Origin of the sequence: uncultured Kiloniella sp. (genome assembly GCF_937128705.1) — a bacterium.
Taxonomy (GTDB): domain Bacteria; phylum Pseudomonadota; class Alphaproteobacteria; order Kiloniellales; family Kiloniellaceae; genus Kiloniella.
Genome location: NZ_CAKZMP010000062.1, coordinates 1 through 7,647, shown reverse-complemented (window position 1 = coordinate 7,647; position 7,647 = coordinate 1). Strand labels below are relative to the sequence as shown.

Here is a 7,647-nt window from a genome sequence, read left to right as displayed (position 1 = left end):
TTGGCAAACGGACAGCGTGTTCTAAAAACACAGCCTGATGGCGGATTTAAAGGGCTAGGCAAATCCCCCTTCAAAGCAACATGTTCTTTATTGCGCTCAATCTCTGGATCAGGGATCGGCACAGCAGAAATCAAAGCTTTGGTATAGGGGTGAAGAGGCTTCGCATAAATCGCATCCCTATCTGCAACTTCCATCATTCGCCCAAGGTATAACACCATAATACGATGGCTGATGTGGCGGACAATACTCAAGTTATGCGAAATAAAGATCAGACTAAGTCCGAATTCTTTTTGCAGTCCCATGAGCAAGTTAACGATCTGCGCTTGAATGGAAACGTCCAGCGCACTTACCGCTTCATCACAGACGATCAGCTTTGGCTCCAAAATCATTGCCCGCGCAATACCAATTCGCTGGCATTGTCCGCCAGAAAACTCATGCGGATAACGGTTAACTTGATCAGGAAGAAGACCGACCTTGGCCATCATTGCTTTGACTTTTTCCTTTACCTCAGCCTTTGAAAGCTTGGGGTAATGGGTAATCAAAGGCTCGCCTATAATTTGCCCAATTGTCATACGCGGATCAAGTGACGCCAAAGGGTCCTGAAAGATAACCTGAAGATCAGAGCGTACATTCCGTAGCTCTTCTGACTTCATATCTCCCATTTCCTTACCAAACCAGGCAACTTGTCCGTCTGTTGGCTTGAGAAGGCGCAAAACAGCACGCCCAAGTGTCGATTTACCACAACCGGACTCCCCCACAACGCCCAGTGTTTCACCCGCTTTAACCTGGAAGGAAACACCATCAACTGCTTTGAGCAATCCAGGCTTTTTAAAAAGCTGACCGCTCGGGATCGAGAAATGAACCTTGAGATCCTTTACATCAAGAAGGACTTCCTGGGACGTATTCATGCGACATCCTCCTCTCTATAACAGGCATTATGACTTCCGCTTGGTGTCTCAAACAGCGGCGGACGTTCACAAAGGCATCGATCCCGCACATGGATACAGCGCGGCGCAAATGCACAGCCTTGTGGTAACCGTTGCAGGTTTGGCGGCTGTCCGGGAATGGTTATCAGCTCATTGCTATGCGTTTTTTCATCAAGTCTTGGCGTAGAGGCCAAAAGCCCCTGACTATAGGGATGACGCGGTGCAGAGAAAACCTCGTGAACAGAAGAGCGTTCAACAATGCGCCCGGCATACATGACATTCAAGGTGTCACATAGTCCAGCAACAACGCCGAGATCATGGGTAATCATGACAATGGCCGTATTGAACTCACTCTTCAGTTTCCGCATTAAATCCAGGATTTGCGCCTGAATAGTCACATCCAATGCCGTCGTGGGTTCATCCGCAATCAACAAAGCTGGCTCACACAACAGTGCCATTGCAATCATCACACGTTGACGCATACCACCAGAAAATTCATGCGGGTACATATCAAAGCGTTTTTCAGCCTCGGGAATTCCCACTTTGTCGAGCATATTAAGTGCTTCTGACCTTGCAGCTTGCTCGCTCATACCTTTGTGGAGAACCAAAACTTCTGTGAGCTGTTTTGATACTTTAAGGTAAGGATTCAGAGATGTCATGGGATCCTGAAAAATCATGGACATTGATTGCCCACGGATCTTGTTCAACTCATCCGCACTTAGGCCAATCAACTCTCGTCCCAAAAGCTTGGCACTACCCGTTGTTTTACCGTTAGAGGCCAACAACCCCATGATAGAGAGAAAGGTTTGGCTTTTGCCTGAACCGGACTCTCCAACAACCCCTAATGCTTCGCCCGCTTTAATCGTGAAATTCATGTTATTGACGGCATTCACGGGACCTTCTGGCGTAGAGAAGGTCACAGAGAGGTCTTTCACCTCAAGAATAATATCACTCATTTTCAGACCTCCCTAGCGATCACGCGGATCAAGCGCATCGCGCAGACCATCGCCAATAAAGTTAAAGCAAAAAAGGATAATCGCCAGAGCACTCGCCGGGAACAATAGTGTCCAAGGCGCAGATTCCATCTGTTGGGCACCTTCTGAAATCAACACGCCCAAACTTGTCATCGGTTCCTGTACTCCAAGACCAAGGAAAGAAAGGAAGCTTTCTATCAGAATAACCTGTGGGATTGTAAGTGTTACATAAACAATCACAGGCCCCAGGGCATTGGGAATAATGTGCCGGCGAATAATGTTAAAGTTACTCACGCCTGATGCGCGGGCCGCTTCGACAAACTCTCTGTTTTTAATCGAAAGTGCCTGACCGCGAACAATACGGGCCATGGTCAACCATTCAACCGCCCCCAATGCCGCAAAGATCAGGAAGATGTTTCGTCCAAAAATCACCATCAACAGAATCACAAAGAACATGAAAGGCATGGAATACATAATATCCACAAATCGCATCATGATGTGATCTGTACGTCCACCGACGTAACCGGAAATCGCGCCATAGGTAACACCAATGATCAACGACACACCTGTTGCCACTAAACCAACAAGCATTGATACACGAATACCGTACAATGTTCGGACAAAAAGATCTCGACCATTGGTATCTGTACCAAAGTAAAACCCAGCTTCCATATCTGGTGCAGCTTGAATGTAATCCCAATAGACTTCGTCAAAAGGATTAGGATGTATCCAAGGTCCAATAACCGCAATAAGAACAATGCTCAACAACACAACACAGCTGACCACAGAAGCCTTGTTTATCAGCAAACGCCTGAATGCATCCTGCCAAAGGCTTCGGCCCTGAATTTCTTTTTCATCAGAACCTGTGCTTTTCATTTCCATATCAACCGCCATTATCCCATCCTCACTTTTGGATCGAGGAAGCCATAGATGATATCAACAACCAGGTTGAACGAAATAATCAGCGACCCGTAAAAAATCACAACGCCCATCACAAGAGTATAATCCCGGTTTAATGCTCCCTGGACAAAGTAACGGCCAATACCGGGAATACCGAAGATCTGTTCAATCACAACAGAGCCTGTAATCACAGCAGCTGAGGCTGGTCCTAAATAGGATACAACAGGTAACATCGCTGCCTTCAAGGCATGACGGCTAAGCATAAGCCGTTCAGGCAAACCTTTAGCCCGCGCCGTACGGACAAAATTAGACCGCAGAACTTCAATCATCGATCCACGTGTCAGCCGCGCGATATAGGCAATTTGCGGCAAAGCCAATGCTATAATCGGTAAAAAGGCTTGGGATACACTCTCGCCCCAGCCTCCAACGGGAAGCATGTTTAAATAGACCCCGAATACCAAAGTTAAGAGTGGCGCCATTACAAAGTTAGGAATGGTAATACCCGTCATCGCCGTTGCCATAACAGCATAATCGATAAGTGAATTTTGTTTAAGAGCAGCAACTGCACCAAGGGATACACCAATTGTAATCGCCAAAAAAATCGCCGTTAAGCCAAGCGTTAGCGACACTGGAAAACCAGCCGCGATAAGTTCGGTAACAGAAAAATCTCTATATTGGAAAGAAGGGCCAAAATCCCCCTGTATAGCACTTCCAAGATAATACAGATACTGCTCCCACAAGGGATCATCCAAGTGATAAACAGCATTCAGATTTGCAGCGACTTCCGGAGGTATGGTTCGTTCCTTGTCAAATGGTCCGCCTGGGGCTGAACGGATAAGGAAGAACGCAAGTGTAACAATTATAAGTAGCGTCGGAATAGCCCCGGCCAGACGCTTTAAAATAAACGACAACATTTACTATGTCCTGACAAAAAAATCCGGCGCGCCACCAACGTGATGACGCGCCGAGACATTATTGGGAAACCGGAATTTCCTATTTCTCGATAGTGATGTATTGCGAACGGATATGATCCATCACATTACTCTGCCAGCCTTTAACATAAGGCTTAACCATACGCTTAGTCACATAGTGATAGATCGGTGCAACAGCATTCGCTTCCAAGAAGATTGCTTCAGCTTTCATCAACAACTCTTTACGCTTAGTTGCATCCTGCTCAAGTCCAGCTTGTTTAAGCAAACTATCGAACTCAGGATTATCAAAACCAGTATCGTTTAGACCAGAATCAGACAACCATAGCTCTAGGAAAGTGTTGGGATCGTTATAGTCACCAATCCAACCCGCACGGAAAGCTTGCGTCGCTTCTTTAAGCTTACGTGTTTCGAGGTAAACTTTCCATTCTTCGTTAACTAGGTTGACCTTAGCACCAAAAGTTTTCTTCCACATACTTGCAACCGCAATCGCGATCTTCTTGTGGTTATCACTGGTGTTATAACGAAGCTCAATCTCTATTGGATTATCTTTAGAGTAGCCAGCTTCTTCATAAAGTTTCAACGCCTCAGCATTACGAGCCGCCTGATCTTTCGCTTTAAAGTCAGAATAAACAGCATCGTATCCGGTAACACCGGGAACAACAAAAGCATAGGCAGGCACTTCACCAGCTGTCACAATTTTTGACGTCAGGATGTCACGATCAATAGCCATCGAAAATGCTTTACGCAATTTCGGATCATTGAACGGTGGCTTTGTCATGTTAAAGCCATAGTAATAAGTTCCAAGATAGTTAGAAACATGGAACTCATCAGCCATGTTTTCTTTGATCCACTTAATCTGATCATTTGGAACTTCGTAAGTCCAATCCAGCTCGCCCGCACGATAACGCTTAAGGGCGGTTGTTTGACTTTCAGTAGGATAGTAAACAACCTTATCCAGCTGAACCGTATCTTTATTCCAGTAAGTATCAGATTTAACAGCAACGATACGAGATTGGGGTGTCCATTCCTGAAGTTTAAAGGCGCCGTTTGAAACCATGTTCTCTGGGCGTGTCCAACTTGCACCCTTAGCTTCAACTGTTCCTTTATGTACTGGGTAAGCTACGGAATGAGTAATCATGCCAAGAAAATATGGAGCTGGACCAGAAAGTTTTACTTCCAAAGTTCTATCGTCAGTGGCCTTAACACCCAATTTAGATAGATCTTTTTCTTCACCACTAGAAATAGCTTGTGCATTTTCGAGAGGATATAGCAAGAAAGAGTATGCAGTACCTGTTGCCGGAGCGACAGCTCGTTGCCAAGCGTAAACAAAATCATGCGCGGTTACAGGATCGCCATTACTCCATTTAGCATTATCGCGAATTTTGAAAACAAATGTCTTACCATCCTCACTAATAGTCCAGCTCTCTGCTTGGCCTGGGATAATAGAACCATCCGTATGTTCAGCAGTTAGGCCCTCAAATAGATCACGAAGAATATGCGCTGATGGCACCCCTTCAGAAATTTGTGGATCCAGTGTTCCTGGCTCTGATCCGTTACCACGATTAAAAACCATTTCAGCAGATGCCACGGAAGGTGCAACAAGTGCACTTGTACCTGCCAGAAGAGAAACGCCAAGTGCGACTGCACGTGTTGTTTTTACAAATGTTCCATCAGTAAGGAACCGTTTTATACCTGATTTGAACTCCATAACTCTATCCCTGTTGTTATTGTTCGTTGTGCCCGCCAAATATTTTTACATCCTTGCGTGCATCACACACAAGGTGACCTTGTTTTCTCTTAATGACAAGAGGAGGTCTTTGTTTTAGATCAACTAGGTAATAAACGTAGCAAAACAGCCATTTTATTTTACTAATTGATCAAAACTGGTGAGCATTTCAGTATTATACTTTATACAAAGAAGAGAATCCAGCCTAAGTCGCTTAGGTCACAAAAAAAGCCGCCCGACATCAACAATCGAGCAGCTTTATAACCATAATTTTCTTGGGTTTTAACTTACTTTGCAGCAGTAATAATAATTTCTACGCTCAATTCTGCACGTGCAAGTTTAGCTTCACCACAAGCGCGAGCCGGAGCATAACCTTCTGGCACCCAAGCATTCCAAACTTCATTGAGTTCAGCGAAATATTTCATATCGCTGAGCCAGATCACAGCCTGTAGGATTTTGGTTTTGTCACTACCGACAGACTCCAAACATGTATCAATTTTTTTCAAAATCTCTTTTGTCTGTTCAGTGACAGAATCACCCGCTGTACCTACTTGGCCGGAGAGGTAAACAGTATTACCATGTTCAACAATTTTACTGGATCGCGCCGTCGTGTCGTGACGAATAATTTCACTCATGAAGATAACTCCCTAATAAAAAACACACCCCTTTGGATGAGATGCTCTATATGCGTCAAAACATATCCCTAGGTCCAGATTTGAGTAAAATATAAACCAGAAAATCAAAAATAACTTTCTCTCTTGCCTATTTTTAAAAGCACCGCATAATTCAACAAATCTCGTCGGGGTGCTCAATCAATCAACATTGATAGAGCTGAGAGGCAAACGCCAACCCGCAGAACCTGATCCGGTTAATACCGGCGGAGGAAATTGAGATGCTAAGATTAGTTAAAGCACGACTAATCCTTCCCGATAAAGGAACCAGCATTAACAACTTCCTCTGGAAATAAAACGGAGGAAAGTATGTCTGCACCAATAGCCCTAACAATCGCCGGATCAGACAGTGGTGGTGGCGCAGGTATTCAAGCTGATATCAAAACAATGTCTGCTCTGGGTGTATATGCTGCATCGGTTATTACAGCTTTGACGGCACAAAATACCTGTAAAGTTCATTCGATTTTCCCTGTATCAACTGATTTCATACAAGATCAGCTATATACCGTTTTTGAAGACCTGAACGTCAGAGCTATCAAAATCGGTATGCTGGGCACGCCAGATATCATCAAATCTGTTGCAGGTGTTTTAAAAAATTACCCACAAATCCCCATCGTTCTTGACCCAGTTATGGTGGCAAAAAGCGGTGACAAACTTCTACAGGATGATGCTGTTGCAAGTCTGATAGAAAACCTGCTTCCCCTTGCCGAAATTATTACCCCCAACCTTCCGGAAGCAGCCGTCTTGACTGGTAAAAAAGAACCAGCTTCCATTGAAGAAATGAAGAGCATGCTCGCGGCACTTCAGGCCATCAGCCCCAAAGCCATTCTTTTGAAAGGGGGACACCTTGGCGGTGACAAAAGCGATGACTTGCTCTTTGACGGACAAAACGAAATATGTTTGAGCTCACTGCGCATAAACACCAAAAACAGCCATGGAACCGGCTGTACGCTCTCAGCAGCTATTGCTTCTGGCATAGCAAAGGGACTTACACTTTTAGAATCTGTCAATGCGGCCAAAGAATACCTTACAGAAGCGCTTCGTCACGCAGATACCCTCGAAGTAGGTAAGGGACATGGCCCAGTTCACCACTTTCATAACAGTTGGAAAGTTTGACCACGAGGTTACTTACAACAAATTAGGCGAATTGCGTTAATGACATCCCAGACAGCAAGTAGCATCCATATTCAGAATTTTTGCCTTTCCTATCAAGACAGGCAAATTTTCAAAAACTTTTCCCTTAGCATGAAAGGCGGAAAGTGGAATGTTCTGTTGGGACGTAGCGGTGTTGGAAAATCATCCCTTCTCAAAGCAATCGCAGGCCTTCTTCCACCATCCACTTACCAAGGCACAATCAAAGCAGACAATGGTTCTCTTTTATCCGAACAAATAAGCTGGATGACACAGGATGCCTTGCTGCTCCCCTGGCTCAGCGTTTTACAAAATGTCCTGATAGGCAACAAGCTAAGACAGCTTTCCGGGCCCAAAGCTATTTGTGAAAAAAAAGCAAAATCCTTA

General features: G+C 44.8%; 8 protein-coding genes and 1 riboswitch. Of the genes, 2 read left to right on the top strand and 6 right to left on the bottom strand.

Annotated features, from left to right (window positions below; genetic code table 11):
* From Q0241_RS03535 to Q0241_RS03510, 6 genes are all read right to left on the bottom strand, one after another.
* Positions 1 to 908, bottom strand: a 908-nt coding sequence (locus Q0241_RS03535) for an oligopeptide/dipeptide ABC transporter ATP-binding protein (protein ID WP_299373158.1), incomplete at its 3' end; no start/stop codon positions are given.
* Complete coding sequence (locus Q0241_RS03530) at positions 905 to 1,882, bottom strand: oligopeptide/dipeptide ABC transporter ATP-binding protein (protein WP_299373155.1); 978 nt, start codon at positions 1,880 to 1,882, stop codon at positions 905 to 907. The genes Q0241_RS03535 and Q0241_RS03530, both read right to left, overlap by 4 nt.
* A gap of 12 nt (positions 1,883 to 1,894) precedes the next feature.
* On the bottom strand, positions 1,895 to 2,794 hold the full coding sequence (locus Q0241_RS03525; protein WP_299373152.1) for an ABC transporter permease subunit: 900 nt from the start codon (positions 2,792 to 2,794) through the stop codon (positions 1,895 to 1,897).
* Positions 2,794 to 3,714 carry an oligopeptide ABC transporter permease OppB gene (gene oppB / locus Q0241_RS03520; RefSeq protein ID WP_299373149.1) on the bottom strand — a complete coding sequence of 307 codons (921 nt, stop codon included), beginning with the start codon at positions 3,712 to 3,714 and terminating at the stop codon, positions 2,794 to 2,796. The genes Q0241_RS03525 and oppB overlap by 1 nt, the downstream gene beginning before the upstream one ends.
* Positions 3,715 to 3,793: 79 nt before the next feature.
* Positions 3,794 to 5,440, bottom strand: coding sequence for a peptide ABC transporter substrate-binding protein (locus Q0241_RS03515; protein WP_299373146.1), 1,647 nt, complete (start codon positions 5,438 to 5,440; stop codon positions 3,794 to 3,796).
* 305 nt (positions 5,441 to 5,745) lie between these two features.
* Positions 5,746 to 6,093, bottom strand: a complete 348-nt coding sequence (locus Q0241_RS03510; RefSeq protein ID WP_299373143.1) for a RidA family protein — start codon at positions 6,091 to 6,093, stop codon at positions 5,746 to 5,748.
* Between the two features lie 155 nt (positions 6,094 to 6,248).
* Positions 6,249 to 6,362: riboswitch (TPP riboswitch) on the top strand.
* 76 nt (positions 6,363 to 6,438) lie between these two features.
* Between Q0241_RS03510 and thiD the strand changes: the two genes are divergently transcribed.
* Positions 6,439 to 7,245 (top strand): bifunctional hydroxymethylpyrimidine kinase/phosphomethylpyrimidine kinase, encoded by an 807-nt coding sequence (gene thiD, locus Q0241_RS03505; protein WP_299373140.1) that lies wholly within the window; start codon positions 6,439 to 6,441, stop codon positions 7,243 to 7,245.
* Positions 7,246 to 7,284: 39 nt separating this feature from the next.
* A partial coding sequence (locus Q0241_RS03500; RefSeq protein WP_299373137.1) for an ATP-binding cassette domain-containing protein occupies positions 7,285 to 7,647 on the top strand: 363 nt, incomplete at its 3' end.